Consider the following 18,100-nt stretch of genomic DNA (forward strand, 5'->3'; position numbering starts at 1 on the left):
GTCCTTTTTCTCATTGGGCTGGTGCTGTTATTGACAGGTATTTTTATGAAAGATGGGACAGCAAAAAGTTAGTCTATACACAAGAGGAGTGAAGAAAAATGTCATTAACTTTTGCCCATCCAGCAGCAGTTCTCCCTTTTTCGCGCGAAAGTAAATATGTTAATTTTCTGGCAATGGTGTTAGGAAGTATGTCACCAGATTTTGAATATTTTCTGCGTGGGATGCCTTATGGAACAATTGGCCATACATTCACTGGCTTTCTTGTTTTAAATTTGCCAGTAGTTGTGATTGTTTATTTTATTTATAAAATATGGATTCATCAGTCATTATATGATCATCTGCCAACAATTTTACGGGAAAAACCTCCCGAGAAAGCAAGGAGCAGCTCGCTTTTAAACGTGATCATATTCCTGTATTCTGCTCTATTTGGCATGCTGACACATGTAGCCTGGGATTCTTTCACCCATTTAGACGGCTTGATGGTGAGAAATCTATCTTTCCTTACCTATACTGTTGACCTGTTTGATCGTACGATTCCTGTTTTTAAGTTGCTCCAGCATGGCGGAACGATCGCTGGTATTCTGGCGATTCTGGCATATATCTATTTTCGAGCAGCAACAAACACAGCAGAAGGTGGTGCAAAACCAAGACAAAAGTGGATCTACTGGTGTCTTATCGCGATGCTTTCCACACTCTTCTTTTCTCTATGGTACCTGATTGATAGTCTGACTTTTGCTTCTTTCGGCATTATTGTTGTGAGAATAATAGATTCCGCTTTAATTAGTTTATTGGTTGTTTCTATTTATTTTAGAAGATTCGTGAAGGAGGAGCATAATGCAGGAGAAAATTAATGTTTGGTCATTTATTTTTTCATTCTTTTGTATATTTTTGTTCGCCATCTATTCATTCACTGGCTGGTTTAGTCATGCTCCATACGGCGTTCATCCTTTAGTGATCATTCTGGTTATGACAATAATTACCTTTCTGTTTGGTGTATTTGGTTTTTCAGGCGTCAGGGGCTGGAAGGGAATGACGAGAAGTGTTGTTACCATCGTTTAAACATTAGGTTTATCGATTATATTGGGAAGTGTTTTACTGATTGGCAGATTATTAAGTTAAAGGGGAGTTAAGAGATGAATTTAATACTAGAAACAAATAATAAACAGGCATATCTCCAGGAACTAGAGGTTATAGACTATTCTCACCCACTCATCGAGGCCAAACGACAGGAATTATTCACAGCGGAACAGACGGATCTAGAAAAAGTGAAGCTAGCTTTTGAGTTTGTCAGGGATCATATTTCTCATTCCTGGGATATTCAGGGGACAAAAGTGACTTGCAAAGCGTCCGATGTGCTTGAGCATAAAGAGGGTATTTGCTATGCCAAATCCAACTTATTGGCAGCACTGTTGAGAGCGGAAGGAATACCAACTGGTTTCTGTTATCAAAGGCTGATGATATTTGATACACCAGAAAAAGGTTATTGTCTCCATACACTAAATGGAGTTTTTCTACCTTCCTTAGAGCGATGGATAAGAGTTGATGCCCGTGGTAATAAACCTGGTGTGCAGGCAGAGTTTTCCATCAATGAAGAAAAATTAGCATTCACAGTTCAAGAAGAATATGAAGAGATCGATTACCCCACCATTTACACCAAACCGAATGACAAAACAATTGCTGTTCTAAAGGCGAATACAGATGCAATGGAAATGTATAAGAAACGACTGCCTGATTGGTTATAATTTTTTGATATGAGCTTTTAGGCAAAAGATTTATTTGGAGGAGTATCTATGAATACATTGTTTCAATACGAGATCGTGTCTAAAATATAGGGATCATTGCTGTTATCTTAAGCTTCTTGGAATCCTTATACAGCGACATACCAATAAAATCCTAAGTATATGAATAGTAAGAAGTTCAAAATTACTAAACTTAATCGCGTAGTTCCTTTTTTACAGAAAAAACCACAAATAACACCTAAAGCACTTACAAAAATAGACGTGAACACATTTATCCCATATGAGTGCTCAATAAAGTCAAAATTCCAAGTCTGAAAAAGATGCATAGCTATGTAGGCCGAAAACAAGAAACATAGAACGGAAACCCCAGTTAAAAATTTTCTCAATCTATCAACACCACCAGAAAGATATTATAAATGTAATTAAGATACAATATTAACTTAATTATACAGTAAAACCGCTTGCTGCACCATATGATAAGGAAGAAAGCAATTGAATGAACTTTTAAAACATCTTGTTAAAAAATGAATGATGGAAAAGATATTGAGTATAAAATAGGTTATGAAATTGTCAGAGGAAATTTTACAGCTGGTTTGGTGGGTGCGACCTTGAGTACAGAAAATGAATTTGATGTGATTATTACCTGTAGCGATAAAATAGTACTCCATAAGGTCATACCTGAAGCTATAAATCATTATTAAATAGCAGGCTTAAAATAACAGCGGAATGAGGGATGATCATGACATTTGAGGATTTGATAAAATTAAAAGATTATGAAATTTCATTTGAACAGATTTCTGAATCGAAAACGAAGGAAGTACAGTTAAGAATTATAGTAAACATAAGCAGTAATGCAACAGATTTGCTTATTTTCCCACATGCCGACAGCAAAGCAGAAACCCTGCAAATTGACTTTAAAAATTATATTACTTATTCCGTTATATACGATGATTATACTAACTGGAATGATGATGAAGTATTTCGGGGAGATTCATTTCGGATCTATGAGAAGTCTAAGTTTTTTGATTTTGTACAGAAAGAGTATAGGCTTCCAGACTATGAATTGACACATTACTCTTTAGCTTGTATTGAACATCATGTACATATCATTTCCAAATCCCCGCCAGTCATCAAAGTAATTGATCCAGATGAATAAAATTGTGAGACACAGTCCGTTTTCCTATCAAAACTCCTTGTAGGGATAGCAGATTTGATAGGTAGAGCCAGTTTTCCTATCAAAACTCCTTATAGGTATAGCAGATTTGATAGGTAGAGCCAGTTTTCCTATCAAAATTCCTTATAGGAATAGCAGATTTGATAGGTAGATGCGATTTTCCTATCAAAACTCCTTATGGGTATAGCAGATTTGATAGGTAGAGGCAGTTCTCCTATCAAATCTCCTTCTGGATAAGGCTGATTTGATAGGAAGAGCAAGATGTTTAGAGGTGAAAAAATTGGAGCATAAAAATATGGCAGCTTATTTAAATATAATAATTGGTACTGTGGGTACGGTGCTTATCCTCTGACAGTAATCAAAACCAATATGATTCAAACAGATTTAGCAGGCTTTACATTGATATTCATCGGTTTCATCCTGACAAATTTATATATATATCATTTGGAAAGAAAAGCTGGATACAGTACCAAGGTAATTTGGATAAGAGTGTTATTATCAATCATGTTATTTCTGGCAATTGCCATGTTCTTTGCTAATGGCAGTATGTAATTTTGCCATCCAGCTATTTAAATCCTTACTGAAAAAATCAAATATTCACAGGAGCAACAGGCGACATAACCAAAATCGTGCATCCAGTTGGACTGGTAGGCGCATGATCGCTATTCGGCGGATAGTAAATGTAAGAGCCAGCTTCATAGGCTGTTCCCATGTCTTCATATACCCCTTCCACAACGAAAACTTCCTCGCCTTCAGGATGGCGGTGCCGAGCATAGCCTTTCCCAGGTGCAAAACGGAGTAATGCTCGTACCTCGCCAGGTTCAGATCGCAGAATCGAGATTTCAACACCTTCATCTACAAGCTTCCACTCAATCGATTTTGCCTCAATACTACTCACATGATCCATCAAAATTATCTCCCTTCCAATTAGTATCTGGTACTAATTCAATTCGAGAAGAACCAGTAAATTCCTGCTCAAGTTTGTATATAAAGTGAAGAAACAGAGAATAGAATATAAAAAACATATTTCCTAAGTCTCAAGTCTTAAAAAAAATTGGACCATAGCTTTATAGAAAGATGGTGTTTTTAGAGATATGATTTTCTTGTAATACCAAAATATAGTATGTAGATGCCAAGGAGGAAAATCATGAAAAGAGAAATCCGCACTTCGGAAAAACTATTATTATCAGGCCTTATTCTAATTTTATTATTTATGATTGTGCAAGACTGGCTTCCATTAGGTACGTTAAATGATGTTCAAGCGATTCGGGAGGAACATTCATTGAATCGTTTACTTACGGTTACAGCAATTAATGCAGGCCAAATCCTACTCTTAATCGTACTGATCCTTCCTTTTCTGGGTAAAAAATATCCGGTCTGGATCAAATTATGGTTGTTAATCCATCAAGTATGTATTTTTGCAGGAGTCTTAATATCATGGTGGATTCCCTACTTTTTTGGTTATGGTGCGGAACAAATGGCAGAAAGTTATCAGCAGATGTTTGGAGATACGCACACTTTCCTGCCAGTGATGAATGGTTTTGCTCCAAATACATTGCATATCCTTTTTCACCTGACGCTATTATTCTGTATTATTACAACAATCTATCTTTCCTTTACATCTTCAAGAAAAACACATACAGGAGAGTTGCCTGCAATACAATAACTGCCCAAAAGCGGGAATTTTCAGAATTTATCGACAAAACACTTTACCACACTAGCGTAATAAACTACTTTATCCTATAATAGAGAAATGTTTGAAAAAATCTATCATAGGGGTTACTGACATGAAGAAAATTGCAATTATTGGAAGCAGTGGCGGGAATCTTTTTAATTTAGGCGGTAAAGATCCTGCCAAACTATTAAAGGAAATCGAAAAACAGGCAGCAAGTGCAGGAATTCAAATGGAAAGTGTCCAATTTATCGGTGCAGAGGAATCGATGGATTATGCCAAAGATGCGACAAAGGCGTCACTGTGGCGTTTGAATGCCGGCACATTTGTTGACGGGAAGAAAGCTAGTTTAGTAGAAATCAATCAGGAAGCACAGCAAATAGATGAAGAACTTGCGGAAAAAATTGAGCAAGGACAGATTGATGGTTTAATTGTGATGAGTGGGGATCCAGAGAATACCAACCGAAAAACTATTGAAGCTGCTGCAAGAAAAAAGGTACCGATTGTCGGAACAGGCGGCACATCCATGGCTATGATTGCTTCAAAGGGAGCCAACGTCATCTCGACTTCTGGTACTACTGGTACAACCAATCGTACTCGTGCGGTTTCCTTCATTACTGCATTAAGCAAGGAGTTTGGTCTGACTTACCGCCCGATTCTTGGGAGCGGCAATAATAAGGTAACCAAAGGAAATGGACTGAAAAACATTAATATTCGCGGTATAATGATGTCTGCTTTACCTGGCTTTATCGCAATGGCGCTGATTCTCGCATTAAGTAAAATACCGGGACTTGATGCCTTGAGCAGTGTTTTTGATGTGCTTATCGGTGCAGTGCCTGTCGTGATTGCGGTAATTGCAGCAAAACAGATCTCCGAATTGGACGAGGTTTCCATTGTTGCTGGTGTGATCGCTGGTGTCCTATCAGTTGATGGCGGCATTATCGGCGGCCTGATTGGCGGTATTTTGGCAGGATTGCTTGTACGCTTTTTATTTCAAAAATTTGTTGAATGGCGTTTTCCAATGACAACCGTTAACATCGCTGCAGGGGGTTTTGCAGGACTTATTGCTGGTTTATTAGTATTTTATCTGATTGCACCTGTTGCTTTGTTTATTGGAGATGGAATAAAAGAATTGATTGAGACAGCAGTCGCATTTAATCCAATTCTGGCTGGTGTGATCGCTGGTGTGCTGATCTGGCCGGCGATTATCGGCGGTGTCTATCATGCCGCTATTTTGCCGATTGTTTTATTGGAGATGGAGAAAACGGGCAATAGTTTTCTTGGTGCGATTGATATGGTTGGGCTCGTCATGGTTGCCGCTGGTATTAACCTTGCAAATATCGTGCGTCCTCGTGATAAAGGGGAAGCAGCAGTAGCTGGGCCAGGCTTTCTTATAAATATGGGATTTGGTACCTTTGTTGAATCAGCCTATCCGTTTATGTTCTCCAATAAATGGATCTTTGCAGGTGCGTTGCTGTCTGGCGGGGTAGGCGGTGCATTAGTCGGCATGTTCGATATCAGAGGAACCGCTTATGTGCCAACATTTACCGCTCCACTTTTAGCGAACAATGCCTTTGGTTTTGTTATCGCAATGCTCGTTCCTTGTATCTTAGCATTTATGATTACATTTGTCGTGAATTCCATGAACAGAGTAAAGAAATAAAGCAGAGAAGCGGATATTTATGTCCGCTTCTTTTTAATATTCAGCGAAAGAGCACTTTACGTTGTTCCAAGCAGGAATCGTCACTTTTTTGTTGAATTAATATTCTAATGAGTCTATCCATTCATTAAGATTAAAGAAGGGTATTTTTTTAAGGGGGAGAAAAATGGATACGGGTATAGTGAAAAGAGAATATAATAACCAAAGAACGGTAGGAGTTTGGCTTGTTTATATTGGGATCATTATTATTTTGGCGGCGGTTGTTGCTGGTGACTTATTTATTCAACCATATATAATGGGATTTGGCTATTTTATTGGATTTTTCCTGATCCTTGGGTTGCCTTTTGTTAATAACAGACTGGCATATGGCAAGAATTCCAAGTTTCAGGACAGAATGGATAATATTATGATTGCAGTCACCATCCTTCTTTGCACACTTTGCGGGTGGATTATCGGTATTGATAACTTACGATTATTGTGGCTATGTATCTTTTTGATCATCGGTCTTCACTTCCTTGGTTTTTATTTTTCTCAAGGAAAACTGATGATCATACTAGGAGCTATTTTAGTAGTAAACGCCCTGATTGGAATATTTTCAGCAAGTGTTCCATTTTTATTAATTGCAGTGATTGATGGTATGGTAAAAATCGGTTTTGGGATCAAGATGCTGGGAATGAAACCACAGCCTGTGAGTAATTACACTTGACGCGATTTTCGCTCAACAGACAGAACTAACTAGAGAAAGGACGGTTTAAGATGTTTGCCCAACTATTTTTAGGAATAGCCATGATTGTTCATGGGACTTGTCACTTATTAGATAAAAGGATTTTTCTCAGGAAAAATATTGAAAGCTATGTTAGTGATGTTCGCTCCTATCAAAAAGGAGCAGCATTATCTGCATTTTTATTAGGTTTCCTTTTCATAGTGATGGGTCTGGTTGAAAAACTAGCAAACATCCCAACAACTACTTTTATTATTATTTATATTATTTTAGCTGCCATTCCTTTGACAATCGCTATCGTGAATAATAAAAAGCATTCTGGTTATTATTGGCTTTAATAATCGAGAAAAAGAATTGGGGAGAGTCAACGTGATATTCTTTGATATTGATTCTACATTACTCGATCATGAAAGAGCAGAGAAAATGGCAGCGATAGAGTTTTTAAAGGTGAATAAGGAAGAATTAAAATTTAATGAAAGTGACTTTGTAAAATTATGGCTGGAATTATCTCTTCAATACTTTAATAAGTTTTTGGCAAGGGAACTATCCTTTCAGGAACAACGGAGAATGAGGATGAAAGAATTATTTGGTAATAACTTAAGTGATCGATTAGCTGATAGCAAATTCAATGATTATCTTAGTTTCTACAAGGAAAATTGGGTAGTGTATGAAGACGTTATCCCTTGTTTGGAAAAATTAAAAAAACAGGGTACTAGCCTTGGTATTATTAGTAATGGAGAGTATAAACAGCAAATGGAAAAATTAGAAACTGTAAATATTCATAAATATTTTGACCATGTTATAACCTCAAGCCAATTAGGGGTATCTAAGCCTGATATAACTATCTTTCAACAAGCATGTCATCAAGCAAATGTGAACATAAACGAATGTTATTACATAGGGGATAGAATGGAGACTGATGCCATTCCTAGTAAAAATGCCGGCATGAAAGGGATATGGATAAATAGGAATGACAGAACATCACATTTGGATGTCCATGTCATACACAGTCTTAATGAATTGGATGCAATAATAAATTGAGTCTTCTTCATTCACGAACTAGGTAATGAGGAAGATCTTATGTTTAACGAAGAGGCTTGGTAGTCATAATATTTCTGTTTAAAAAGAGTTAGTTATAATTATATTACGTAATCGCACTTATGATAGCTCTCGAATACAAAACTTACAACATGAGATGGATGTTCGGTTCGTTTAAAGAAAATAATGTAGTAGGATGCAGGAAAAGTGGATCTTCACTTTAATAACTGAGGTGTTTAATTATGAAAAGAAGCAGCCTTATAACAATGGCACTTATCCTATCTGTATTGCTGAACTTGGTAATGTTACAACAAGTAATCGGTGAAAAAGACGAAGCAAAACTGGCGCATTTTGAAGAAATTCATAATGGGTTAACGTATTCTCTAAGCTTTGGCGAGACACTTAAAGAGAACTATGATGAGTTAGCGCTCGATGAAAAAGTTGAATATTTAACAGCGATGCATTGGAGTTTGACATTATCAGCATGGACCCTGGAAGATGTGGAGCCTGGCGACAGGGGAAATGATAATATTGCAAAATTGCTAACTATTTATCGTGGTATATCTTCAGATTTAAAGGAAATGATTAGAAAGGATAATGCAAATAACGCTGTAATGAATCCGCTTACTATATGGTTAAAAGATATGAATTACCTCAAGGAAAACTTCGATCTTGTTCAACTGTCTAAAGCGAACGATAAAGGAGTAAATAGCTATTTGAGGGCCTTACTCCAGGAACTGGAATATGAGAATGAATCATTGGAGGAGTTCAGACATGCAATTGAAAATACTGAATCATAGCATAATCCTCCAACATTCTTGCTATCATGCCTCAAAGACTCCCCACGTAAATTATCTTTTTCATTTTTTAAATAAAAATGTAAAGCCTGCTTGACATATCATGAAATGTTAAGTAAACTTTACTTATCAACAAATGTAAAGTTTACTTAACATTAATCAAGGAGGCTTTATGAAAAACAGAATACGTGAATTGCGAAAACTGAAGAAGATTACGCAGGAGGAATTATCTAAACAAGTTGGGGTCTCACGTCAATCGATCATTGCAATTGAATCAGGAAAATTTAATCCATCCTTAGAGCTGGCGTACAATATTTCAAAAGCATTCCATTGCACGATTGAAGAAGTGTTTCTATTCGAAGAAGGGAGAATGTAATGATGGAGGTTTCTATCGGAGGGATCATAGGACTGTATGGGGGCATGCTTTTCGGGGTTTTGGGCTGGTGGTTTGGTCGGAAGAAAGCGAAAGAAAACAGAGGGCTGGATGAGCTTTACTACCATATCTGGCAAAAGGCAAGATCTTATGCATGGTATGTCACATTAGGAGCGATCTATGTTTTCTTTTCGTTAATCATGTTTGGGGTGGAATTAAGCACAGCAATGGTTTTAGGTATACTTCTTTTGGCTCACGTAGGGAGTTGGGGTATGATTGGGATCATTATGTCGGTCAACATGACCAGTACAGCTCCATTGCAGCCTTCTCGTGTGAAAATTGGCATATCTGTCATTGTCTTTACAATTGTCTCGATTTTGACGAATAACTGGTTGTTTTTGTTAGTAAGCATTCCACCTAATTTAATTGGACTTATTACTGCGCTTATACCTAATAGAAAATATTCCGAAGAGTGATTCTACAATAAAAGTTAATAAAATGACTCCCAGCTCATATTGGGAGTCATTTTACTAATTGAAAGAGAATAGCACTATTCATCTTCAAGATCCTCTATCAAATTCTTCATTTCATCGATCTCTTTTCGCTGTGCCTGAATAATTTCATCGGCAAGTTCCCGCACTCTCGGATCAGATATTTCCGCATGTTCACTTGTTAATATGGCAATCGAATGGTGAGGGATCATTGCTTCCATATAATCCGTATCATCTACCAGTGTCTGGCTGCGTAACAGGAACAGTGACAGAGCAAATACAACGACACTGCCTGTAACAATTCCAATATTGGCCTTGCGGTTTTTCAGCATATGACGCATAAAAATTAACATTATAATAGCCATGGTTGCACCCATCAGAATTGCCATATATACCCTTGTCTCACTGAAAAATACATGGTTCAGCTGAAAGGTACTCAAATACTTGAAGATGAACATGACGATGGTAGAGGTTACAACCATCCCTGCAAATTTGAGATAAGGCTTCATTACATTCACTCCTTCATCATATTGCCTTATGGTTTTTGATTCCCGGTAGATATGAAAATAAACTTCTCAGCAAATGAAGAACCATTATTACTAAGTAACAAGGAGGAGGTAAAAGTAAGATGAGTAATATCAACGGTTATGTTATTATATCCTTAAAAGTTGAAAGTAAGGACTTCCATGCCCATTCCAAACCAACAAGTCCTGAAAGAATAAGCTGCCGCTTTCTGTATTTCTGCGTGATAAGGGATGTAAAGTTTTATTTACTGGTTTGAATGTCGATTTAAGACAAATTTTCAGTTGGATTTTTAAAAGGGGGAGGAAATTGAAGTACCAGAAATTATTTCTTATCAGTTTTATAATTAATATTATAGCAGTAGTGCTTGTAACATTTTTTCTAGGGGATCATTTTCAAGTTAAAGAGACAATAAAACAAAATGAACAGCGCTTATTTAGAGAATTTGTGAATAATCAGGAAGCTCTCAAAATCAACTTAAGAAATGCACTGCAAGATACTGATGAAATCGATAAAATGGAACTGACAGAAGCATTAAATGTTAATTACGCTAATCTAATGCTGAGTGAGCAGATTTCTCTTCCAGATAAATTGGAATGGTTTTCATCCAGTTTATATGGCTATAATTATCAATTATTAGAGGATTTCAAGGATGAAGCACAGGAAAACTCCACTAGGGAAGAACTACAGACGATCATCGACACAATTAATACTTATCAAAAAGCACTCCAGTTTGATTATTACGATACTCCGGAAGAAATGAGACGCAAATTTGAATCAGCTACAGAGGATGTGATCATACCATTTTTCAATAATTCAAATCCATTCTAGTAAAACAATAGAAGACTTTGAAGGAACAACAAATGCTGGACCAATATAAAACAACTTTCTGACAACAAATAACTCAAAAAGCAGATTTACTCACATCCCCGCTTTCTTATTAGATTAATAGAATTCTAGAACGTAAAATTCTCTGCTTATTATTCTGATTTATCATTTGAGGAAACCGTAAAAACATATCTGGAGAAGAAGCTCTAACTCGGTTTTGCAAATGATATTAAACCATTTAATCGACTAGCATAGTCAGTCAGGGCTGCAAACTGTAAACACTCATTCACTTTTACCATATAAAACAATAAATGGAATAGTGTGTTAGAATATATGAGAAAATTAATAAAGTAATATAAAAAAGGTGGAATTGAAAATCCAAATGAAGAATTTATTAAAGATACAGTTGCTGTTCTTTCTGTTATCTTGTTTCCTGCTTGGCTGCTCTGCTGATGAAGCGGGATTAGAGGAAGTGGACGGGACCGACATAACTTACAGCGAGTTTTTCAAAAGCTATGATCGGCTTGATCAAAGAGAAAATATTACATACTATAAGCCTGTTCCCATAATGGAGTTGCAATCTTCCTTCCCGAATCATGTTGTAAATACCATAGATACCAATCGATTGCCGTTTGAAGTGGAAAAGGAAATCGCCTATCTGGTAACCTCTGAAAATGAGGAGGGAGATCTCCAAAGACAGGTGCAGTTAACTTATCATAGTAAGTCAGACCCAGGAGATTTTTTTATCATGACCATCACAGAAGTTGAACAAAATCCATTAACAGAAGTCGATATGACGGATAAATTGGATTATGCTGGAAACGAATTGAAGAAATACACGCTAACGGAAGGTTTACCTGTTTTCCAGCAAATCATCACAATGAATAGTTCCCTTGTTTATCGCTATTATGATTTTGATGAAGCCAATGAGAGGCTGAGTGTTGTGGCAGATTCTGCAAATGAGATTTATGCCTATCATGATGGGTTTGTTTATCATGCTGGTTATATGGTTGACAGTGAGGAAACTACTCATGAGCAAATGCTTGAGTTAACAAGGGATTATATCTTAGGGCATGATGATACATAGAGTTGTCCAGAAGCTACTTCAAGAAAGGAGTTAGGAGGGGAAAATGTATACTAGTGAATATTTTACTGAATTAGAAAAAAGTTACAAATTGCAAAAAGCAGTCCTGTACTGGTTATTGGGTTTTATATACGTAGCATTTATAGGGTTTCAGCTTGGCAGGATACAAGCAATTGCCGATTTTAATTATAATCTTCATGAAATCATGTATTTACCTTTTAGTATAGCGATATTTGCAGTTCCTGCTTTGTTTCTTATCTATATTCTCTCTTTAAGTAAATACTTAAGATTGAGAGGGAGGCAAAAGCCGAATTTAAGAACAATAGCAAAAACCTTCGTGATTATTGCTTCTATTGTGATCATCTTTTTTATTACTGAGCATCAATTCCAGGAAGTAACTACTGGTGGGAAATTCGAAGTGACGCAAAAACAAGAACTTGACGGAGAATATTATTTAATCATTCAGGACAAGAGAGTGAAGACTTCTTTTAATGTATTTCAATTAATTGAAGAAAATCAAGAGTATTTAATTAGCTTTTCATGGAATAAACGCTCACCATCCAAAGGGAAATTGGAGAGGATTGAGCACTTAGATAAAGTACCAGATGTTATCAAAATTAATCGTTGATAAAGGAATAAAGGAGCGGAAGTATATGAATCGAAAGATAGCGGTATTATTGGGGTCTTTATTCTTATTGTTAGCAGCTTGCGGTGTAGAAGACTCCAAAACATTTACTTTTTCTGAAGAGACAGAAGATTGGTCGGCAAATTTAAAAGTTACACAAACTAATGATGATTATGAAACGCAGGATTTGGTACTGGAGTATAAGGGGGTTGATGTTAATTCTGTTGGAAAGTTTACTTATCATGTCGATAGTGTTGGAAGCTTTGGAGAAAGTGGCGCTACTTTAAACGATCAGGGAGTACTCAAAGAAAGCAGTGAAGCAAATCCAACGAATGCAAAAGTTGATGAAAATACGCAGGTGGAAGTGAGAGTAAACTGGAATGGAAAAACGGAGACTTTTAATTTGGATCGGGTTACGATGGTAGAGGTTAAAACAAAAGGGTAGGTATGTAGGATAAATCTAGGAGCAATGGATTACGGTCTAAAGTTAGATGGTATTATCGGCTATGATATCATGAAGGCAGTAGGACTTATTATTGACTTTCAACAATTCAACATATCCGTAAAGTAAATAAGTCCTCTTACGAAGAAAATCGCCCTCGTGTTAGGTAAAAAAACGTAAATTCGTAAAAGGTGCCTGTTATAACTTTGAAAGAATGCATCTCTACCTTAGGTTTCCAATTATCTTTCAATCAACATTCTCATCAGAGTCCCAAGTGTATGAGAATAATAATTATAACTTCCAAGAGCATTTCTTCAATAACGATGAATGCTTTTTAATTTTTATAAAATAAAAAGGAAAATCATGCTAGAATTGTAAGGAGTAAAATTAAATATAGAGCATAATGCAAAAAGGATGTGAGAAAGTGAAACCCTCCTATTCAACTTATCATGCAAGCAATGCCAACATTGGCATTGATGCAGAGATTAATCGGCTAAAAGCACAAGCACTAATGGGGTGGGAGAAGGAATACAGATACTTAAAATGGCATGGTCTGGAAGATGGGAAGAAAGTTTTAGAAGTTGGGTATGGACCAGGTTTCGTTACCGAACAACTTGCTGATAACCTGCCAAATAGTGAGATAACCGCATTAGATGTAGACGAAAAGTTGCTGGAAAGTGCCAAACAACAAAACAAGCATAATAAAAAAGTCGAATTTATCAATGCTTCTGTATATGATACTGGCCTTCCTGATAATAGTTATGACTTTGTTATAGCGCGATTAATTTTCCTGCATTTACATGAACCAATAAAAGCGGCAGCAGAGATATTCAGGGTATTAAAACCTGGGGGGAAGTTAGTGATCATCGATATAGATGATGGTATCTTTGGTGCAATACAGCCGGGTATGGAAAACCTTCGCACTGTTATTGATAAGCTCATTCAGATGCAGAAAAAAGCCGGCGGAAATCGTGAAATTGGCCGAAGCTTACCGAGATTATTTCAAAGTGCCGGATTTACTGACATCGATCTAGAGGCAGTCTCTGTTCACAGTGATTTAGTTGGCAAGGAGGGATTTAACGAGCAATTTAATCCTAAAAGATTTGAGCACTTTTATAAAAATGGAACCTTATCTGAAGCCGACTTCCAAACTGTTAAAAATGCTTATGATCAATTACACAATCCGGATTCCTATGCAATGATGATTTTTCTTTTAGCATGTGGAACGAAACCTCATCGTTTTTGAAATAAGTTAATAAAAATAGGCTTTATGATAATTGGAGGTAGTTATGGAAAAAAGATTGCCGATTGTGATCGCAATTGCTGCGGTATCGGGTGGAGGAAAAACAACCATTACTTCTAAGCTAAAAGATAAGTTGCAAAACAGCCAAGCACTTTACTTTGATGACTACGATTTTGCTGGTCCTGAAGACATCATGGAATGGATTGATAATGGTGGGAATCCAGATGAATGGGATCTATCCCCCCTCATTCGAGACATAAAGAATATACGCAACGAACCGTTAGAGTATTTGATCTTGGATTTCCCATTTGCTTATTTACATACGAAAACCAGTGATTTTATTGACTATGCTGTTTTTATTGATACCCCACTGGACATAGCATTGGCACGGCGAATAAGACGAGACTTTAAAAGTAGCTCCACCGAAATCATTTTAAAAGATTTAGAAACCTATATTGTGAGAGGAAGACAGGGTTATCTGAATATGTTAGAAACGACCAAACCAAACTCTGACCTCGTTGTAGATGGAACATTACCGATTAATGAGATTGTAAATGTTATTACAAAGAACATTGCAAGAAAAGATAATTAGCTGATGAAGCAAATTTAATAAGTAAGCATAAGGGTAACTGTATGGACAAACGTTGAGTTGTAGTAATAGTTTTGCTTTCTTTTACTATAATATTTGGAATTTCTATCAGCATCTCTCAAACGGCGGAAAGCTTATTATTGATATTTTTTTGCAAACAGATTTAACAAAGGACAAAGTATCAACAAGAACGTGTGAAACTAGTAAAAGTGATATGATCATATTAGAATCTAAGTTGGTCAAAGTTGACTATATTAACCAGTATACTATTTCTCACCACCGCTATGTAAAGCGGCGAAATGGTAACTTAATTCAGACAGAATTAGAACAATTTCCACTTCGTTGGTATGGAATTGAAGAGTTTAAAATGCTCCTAGAACAAATTGGGTTTGAAGATATAGTAATATCAGCAGATTATCAATATGGGAAATATCCAACAGAACCAAATCAAACTATTACATTCGAAGCTGTAGCTAATAAGAAGTAACATTATTCTCTAGTACACTATATTAAGTGCTAGTGTTGGCAGAGTATATCTTTTACAGTATTACTGATGATGATTTTTGGGGTAAGACAAGGGTGAGACCGCACAGAAAAATTAAATTTAGCTACGGACTTTAATAGTTATTAAGTTGTAACTGGAAAGGTGGTACATATATTGTTTCGTATTAGAGATATGGAGAGAAAGGAAGTTAGCTTTTTAACAGATATGTTGTATGAATCCATTCATATTCCTGAAAATAAACCGTCAAAAAACGAATTATTGAGCTCGCACCATATCAAAAAATATTATCAAAACTGGGGAAGACATGGAGATAAGGCTCTGATTGCAGAAAATTCGGAAGGTCAACGAGCAGGAGCTGTTTGGTACAGGTTATTTGACAGTGGTAACAAAGGCTATGGTTATGTGGATTCACAAACTCCAGAATTGGGCATTGCTGTTACTAGAGAAGTTAGAGGCAGGGGATTAGGTACTTTGTTAATGGAAAGTATGATTGAACATGCCAGAAAAGAGGGTTTTAAGTCGATATCATTGAGTGTAGACCAGGAAAACAACTGTGCCATTCACGTTTATAAGAAATTAGGTTTTGAGGATTATGGCTTTGACGGAACATCTAAGACGATGATTTTGAAGTTGTAACAGTAGACTGAATTAAAAATGTGTAAGATTTAAGATAGATTTCAGAGCGGCAACGCATTGTTTAATTCGAATTATCTGTCTTTAGTAGAATGATAGCAATGAGAATTGTAAATGGGAGTTTTTATCACAGCGCTAACCGTCTGTAATTCCCTAAACGAAAAGTATCGAGTAACACGAGGATGGTAAGTGGGAGATAACAGACGCTAAGCATCCTGATAAGTTTTGCTATTGACCAGTGGGGGATATAAACCCCCACTGATCAAAGTCTCACTTTATGGAGTTAGTTTTTATAGGACACGGACATGGAGAACATTCCCTGGATCCACCAAAAAGTATACTTTTTTCTGACCCGGCTTTAACTGAAAAAGGGATAATTCAAGCCAACTCCCTTATAAAATAATTACCAAAACTCAGTTAATCTGTAGCATAAGCAATACACCCTTCCACAAACTTCAGTACCTCATCAGGAATCGGATATAACCCCGTTTCCTCGGCCGGAAGTTTTCTTACTTCCCAGAATTTATCGATCAACTCTGCATCTCCTTGAAAAGTAATATTGGATAATTCAGTTAACTTGGTGGCGATTTGAATGACTTCTTCTGATTGGGGCTTAATATTGTGTTCGATACACCATTCTATTTGCCGCAGTATTGAAATGTATTGTTGTGTAGTGTCATCATTGTCACTGAGATTGGGAATCGACTCTTGTAAGATCGCCAATTCACTTTTTTGAAAATAGTCAGTCCATTTTTTAGCGCTTTTTTGTGAATTTTGAACAAGTTCGGAAACGCGCTCCCATGATAGGGAACCTTCCAAATCAATCAAATTAATTAAGGAACTAGTGTTAGAGATACTAGTTTGAAGTGTCGAGATTTGCTCTTGCAGGTAATTATAATGGGAAATGAGAATTTGTTTATAAGATAATTTAGCCAAAACACTGCGAATATCTTCTAATGGAAGAGAAAGTGATTTTAGAATTATTATTTTTTCTAATGTAAATAAATCCTCCTCTGAATAATAGCGCTTTCCACTCGCATCTTTAAAGCTTGGTGGAAGGAGATCAATCTGATCATAATATCGCAGTGTGCGAATAGATATGTTTCGCTGTTTGGCAACTTCCCCAGTAGTCCATCGTTTCATTTTTATTCCCTCCTGAAAAAATGTTTGCAGGTGACGTAACGTAATCTAATATGATTGGATTATATCATATAATGGAAGAGGGATAACGTATGGAAATCAATCATATGAACTGGAAAGAGCAGGATCGTTGGGGGATAAAGGAACTTATTTTATTGCTATTACTTGAATTTGTGTTTGTCATTGGTGTTATTAAACTGGTTGTTCAACCTATCTATGCTGACTGGTTTGATGACGATCTGTATGCAGGAACATTAATGGGCTTAACGATCGCCATAACGTTACTATTAGGCGTTTATTTTATTGCGATCAGACCAAAAGGACTTTCATGGAGTGAAGTAGGGCTAAGACCATTCAGGGCAAACGATTGGAAATTGATTTTTATATCCTCAGTTGCCGTAATGGTTGGTGGCGTCATTCTTATTGTGCTTACTAGTTTTATAGGGAATACCTGGGAGAACAGCAAAACAGATGCCATTCAACAGAACGTGAGTGTCATCACGGTTCTTATCGCCTTTATCTCAGCTGCTGTTATTTCACCAATATATGAGGAAATCTTTTATCGAGGCTTCCTGTACCGCTGGTTCCGTACACGGTTAGGATTCACAGGCGCTATTTTACTCAGCTCGTTAATTTTTACCATCGTTCACATTCCAACTTACAATGTCATGCCAGTCAATTTCTTTAGTGCTGTTATTTTTGCTTATGCATATGAGCGGACTAATTCGATCATACCATCGATCATTATTCATGGTTTAACCAATGGTGTTATGGTACTTTTAACCATTTTGTGATAAATATAGAGTATATAAATGATTACAGAA

25 protein-coding genes are annotated in these 18,100 nt (G+C 36.5%); 22 read left to right on the forward strand and 3 right to left on the reverse strand.

The annotated features are described in order from the left end of the window. The first annotated feature begins 98 nt into the window (after window positions 1-98). The 5 genes from F9U64_RS10410 (at window position 99) to F9U64_RS10430 (ending at window position 3,465) form a co-directional block, all read left to right on the forward strand. Window positions 99-851 carry a DUF4184 family protein gene (locus F9U64_RS10410; protein ID WP_153403136.1) on the forward strand — a complete coding sequence of 251 codons (753 nt, stop codon included), beginning with the start codon at window positions 99-101 and terminating at the stop codon, window positions 849-851. Further along, window positions 835-1,059 carry a hypothetical protein gene (locus F9U64_RS10415; protein ID WP_153403138.1) on the forward strand — a complete coding sequence of 75 codons (225 nt, stop codon included), beginning with the start codon at window positions 835-837 and terminating at the stop codon, window positions 1,057-1,059. The genes F9U64_RS10410 and F9U64_RS10415 overlap by 17 nt, the downstream gene beginning before the upstream one ends. A gap of 74 nt (window positions 1,060-1,133) precedes the next feature. Further along, the gene (locus tag F9U64_RS10420; RefSeq protein ID WP_153403140.1) at window positions 1,134-1,742 is read left to right on the forward strand and encodes a transglutaminase-like domain-containing protein; all 609 of its coding nucleotides are present in this window, start codon (window positions 1,134-1,136) and stop codon (window positions 1,740-1,742) included. A 736-nt stretch (window positions 1,743-2,478) separates the two neighbouring features. Further along, window positions 2,479-2,895: a hypothetical protein gene (locus F9U64_RS10425; RefSeq protein WP_194287335.1), complete on the forward strand. Its 417-nt coding sequence runs from the start codon at window positions 2,479-2,481 to the stop codon at window positions 2,893-2,895. Window positions 2,896-3,312: 417 nt separating this feature from the next. Then, entirely contained in the window at window positions 3,313-3,465 is a 153-nt protein-coding gene (locus tag F9U64_RS10430; protein ID WP_153403142.1) for a hypothetical protein, read from the forward strand. 37 nt (window positions 3,466-3,502) lie between these two features. Here the strand turns inward: F9U64_RS10430 and F9U64_RS10435 are convergent, their stop codons facing one another. Further along, window positions 3,503-3,820, reverse strand: coding sequence for a cupin domain-containing protein (locus F9U64_RS10435; RefSeq protein ID WP_153403144.1), 318 nt, complete (start codon window positions 3,818-3,820; stop codon window positions 3,503-3,505). Between the two features lie 240 nt (window positions 3,821-4,060). Between F9U64_RS10435 and F9U64_RS10440 the strand changes: the two genes are divergently transcribed. The 8 genes from F9U64_RS10440 (at window position 4,061) to F9U64_RS10475 (ending at window position 9,650) form a co-directional block, all read left to right on the forward strand. Beyond that, window positions 4,061-4,579, forward strand: a complete 519-nt coding sequence (locus tag F9U64_RS10440; protein ID WP_153403145.1) for a hypothetical protein — start codon at window positions 4,061-4,063, stop codon at window positions 4,577-4,579. A gap of 121 nt (window positions 4,580-4,700) precedes the next feature. Further along, window positions 4,701-6,248: a PTS sugar transporter gene (locus tag F9U64_RS10445; RefSeq protein WP_153403147.1), complete on the forward strand. Its 1,548-nt coding sequence runs from the start codon at window positions 4,701-4,703 to the stop codon at window positions 6,246-6,248. A gap of 163 nt (window positions 6,249-6,411) precedes the next feature. Beyond that, a complete protein-coding gene (locus F9U64_RS10450) occupies window positions 6,412-6,951 on the forward strand; it encodes a DUF6609 family protein (protein WP_153403149.1) in 540 nt (179 codons plus the stop codon). 50 nt (window positions 6,952-7,001) lie between these two features. After that, a complete protein-coding gene (locus F9U64_RS10455) occupies window positions 7,002-7,304 on the forward strand; it encodes a hypothetical protein (RefSeq protein ID WP_153403151.1) in 303 nt (100 codons plus the stop codon). Between the two features lie 31 nt (window positions 7,305-7,335). Next, a complete protein-coding gene (locus tag F9U64_RS10460) occupies window positions 7,336-8,007 on the forward strand; it encodes an HAD family hydrolase (RefSeq protein WP_153403153.1) in 672 nt (223 codons plus the stop codon). A 239-nt stretch (window positions 8,008-8,246) separates the two neighbouring features. Further along, window positions 8,247-8,804: a hypothetical protein gene (locus F9U64_RS10465; protein WP_153403155.1), complete on the forward strand. Its 558-nt coding sequence runs from the start codon at window positions 8,247-8,249 to the stop codon at window positions 8,802-8,804. A 169-nt stretch (window positions 8,805-8,973) separates the two neighbouring features. Further along, window positions 8,974-9,177 carry a helix-turn-helix transcriptional regulator gene (locus F9U64_RS10470; RefSeq protein WP_153403157.1) on the forward strand — a complete coding sequence of 68 codons (204 nt, stop codon included), beginning with the start codon at window positions 8,974-8,976 and terminating at the stop codon, window positions 9,175-9,177. Then, window positions 9,177-9,650: a hypothetical protein gene (locus F9U64_RS10475; RefSeq protein ID WP_228275665.1), complete on the forward strand. Its 474-nt coding sequence runs from the start codon at window positions 9,177-9,179 to the stop codon at window positions 9,648-9,650. Before F9U64_RS10470 ends, F9U64_RS10475 begins: the two co-directional genes overlap by 1 nt. A gap of 74 nt (window positions 9,651-9,724) precedes the next feature. Here the strand turns inward: F9U64_RS10475 and F9U64_RS10480 are convergent, their stop codons facing one another. Next, window positions 9,725-10,174: a DUF305 domain-containing protein gene (locus F9U64_RS10480; protein ID WP_153403160.1), complete on the reverse strand. Its 450-nt coding sequence runs from the start codon at window positions 10,172-10,174 to the stop codon at window positions 9,725-9,727. Between the two features lie 322 nt (window positions 10,175-10,496). Here F9U64_RS10480 and F9U64_RS10485 point away from each other — a divergent pair, with 322 nt between their 5' ends. The 8 genes from F9U64_RS10485 (at window position 10,497) to F9U64_RS10520 (ending at window position 16,139) form a co-directional block, all read left to right on the forward strand. Further along, on the forward strand, window positions 10,497-11,018 hold the full coding sequence (locus F9U64_RS10485; protein WP_153403162.1) for a hypothetical protein: 522 nt from the start codon (window positions 10,497-10,499) through the stop codon (window positions 11,016-11,018). Window positions 11,019-11,397: 379 nt separating this feature from the next. Further along, complete coding sequence (locus F9U64_RS10490; protein ID WP_153403164.1) at window positions 11,398-12,102, forward strand: hypothetical protein; 705 nt, start codon at window positions 11,398-11,400, stop codon at window positions 12,100-12,102. Window positions 12,103-12,145: 43 nt separating this feature from the next. Continuing rightward, window positions 12,146-12,727: a hypothetical protein gene (locus F9U64_RS10495; RefSeq protein ID WP_153403166.1), complete on the forward strand. Its 582-nt coding sequence runs from the start codon at window positions 12,146-12,148 to the stop codon at window positions 12,725-12,727. A 25-nt stretch (window positions 12,728-12,752) separates the two neighbouring features. Next, window positions 12,753-13,169 (forward strand): hypothetical protein, encoded by a 417-nt coding sequence (locus tag F9U64_RS10500; protein WP_153403169.1) that lies wholly within the window; start codon window positions 12,753-12,755, stop codon window positions 13,167-13,169. Window positions 13,170-13,590: 421 nt separating this feature from the next. Beyond that, a complete protein-coding gene (locus tag F9U64_RS10505; protein WP_153403171.1) occupies window positions 13,591-14,412 on the forward strand; it encodes a methyltransferase domain-containing protein in 822 nt (273 codons plus the stop codon). A gap of 43 nt (window positions 14,413-14,455) precedes the next feature. Next, window positions 14,456-15,001, forward strand: a complete 546-nt coding sequence (locus F9U64_RS10510) for a nucleoside/nucleotide kinase family protein (protein WP_153403173.1) — start codon at window positions 14,456-14,458, stop codon at window positions 14,999-15,001. Between the two features lie 52 nt (window positions 15,002-15,053). Beyond that, window positions 15,054-15,485: a hypothetical protein gene (locus tag F9U64_RS10515; RefSeq protein WP_153403175.1), complete on the forward strand. Its 432-nt coding sequence runs from the start codon at window positions 15,054-15,056 to the stop codon at window positions 15,483-15,485. A gap of 171 nt (window positions 15,486-15,656) precedes the next feature. Next, window positions 15,657-16,139 carry a GNAT family N-acetyltransferase gene (locus tag F9U64_RS10520; protein ID WP_228275666.1) on the forward strand — a complete coding sequence of 161 codons (483 nt, stop codon included), beginning with the start codon at window positions 15,657-15,659 and terminating at the stop codon, window positions 16,137-16,139. 414 nt (window positions 16,140-16,553) lie between these two features. On the opposite strand, the gene F9U64_RS10525 is transcribed toward F9U64_RS10520, so the two are convergent. Beyond that, window positions 16,554-17,279, reverse strand: coding sequence for a MerR family transcriptional regulator (locus F9U64_RS10525; protein WP_153403177.1), 726 nt, complete (start codon window positions 17,277-17,279; stop codon window positions 16,554-16,556). An 89-nt stretch (window positions 17,280-17,368) separates the two neighbouring features. On the opposite strand from F9U64_RS10525, the gene F9U64_RS10530 reads away from it, so the two are divergent. Next, entirely contained in the window at window positions 17,369-18,070 is a 702-nt protein-coding gene (locus F9U64_RS10530) for a CPBP family intramembrane glutamic endopeptidase (RefSeq protein ID WP_153403180.1), read from the forward strand. Window positions 18,071-18,100 lie beyond the last annotated feature (30 nt).

It is taken from the genome of Gracilibacillus oryzae, from assembly GCF_009498735.1.
Classification (GTDB): domain Bacteria; phylum Bacillota; class Bacilli; order Bacillales; family Amphibacillaceae; genus Gracilibacillus; species Gracilibacillus oryzae.